The organism is Microbacterium sp. UBA3394, from assembly GCF_002358725.1.
GTDB classification, from domain to species: domain Bacteria; phylum Actinomycetota; class Actinomycetes; order Actinomycetales; family Microbacteriaceae; genus Microbacterium; species Microbacterium luteum.
In genome coordinates this window covers 4663-4923 of the sequence record NZ_DEPK01000098.1, presented here as the reverse complement: position 1 = coordinate 4923, position 261 = coordinate 4663, and positions in this window count along the sequence as shown.

Genomic DNA, 261 nt, shown 5'->3' with positions numbered 1-261 from the left:
GACGCGACGTCGGCGATGAAGACGTACACGTTCCTCGCAACAGCGACGGCGCGGACGGCGCCGTACGCGGAGTGCGCGTCGGGTGTAGTAGAGGTGGCCGCCGGCACGGTGGCGACGGCGGTGGAGGTCAACGGCGCGCGTGACTGGCTGAAGCTGCGGCTTGCCGAGGGCGACCTCTGGGTGCCGCGCGATGCGGTCCGCTACGCCACATCGGGAGAATCCTGCGCTCAGCCGGCTGACGCGACGTCGGCGATGAAGACG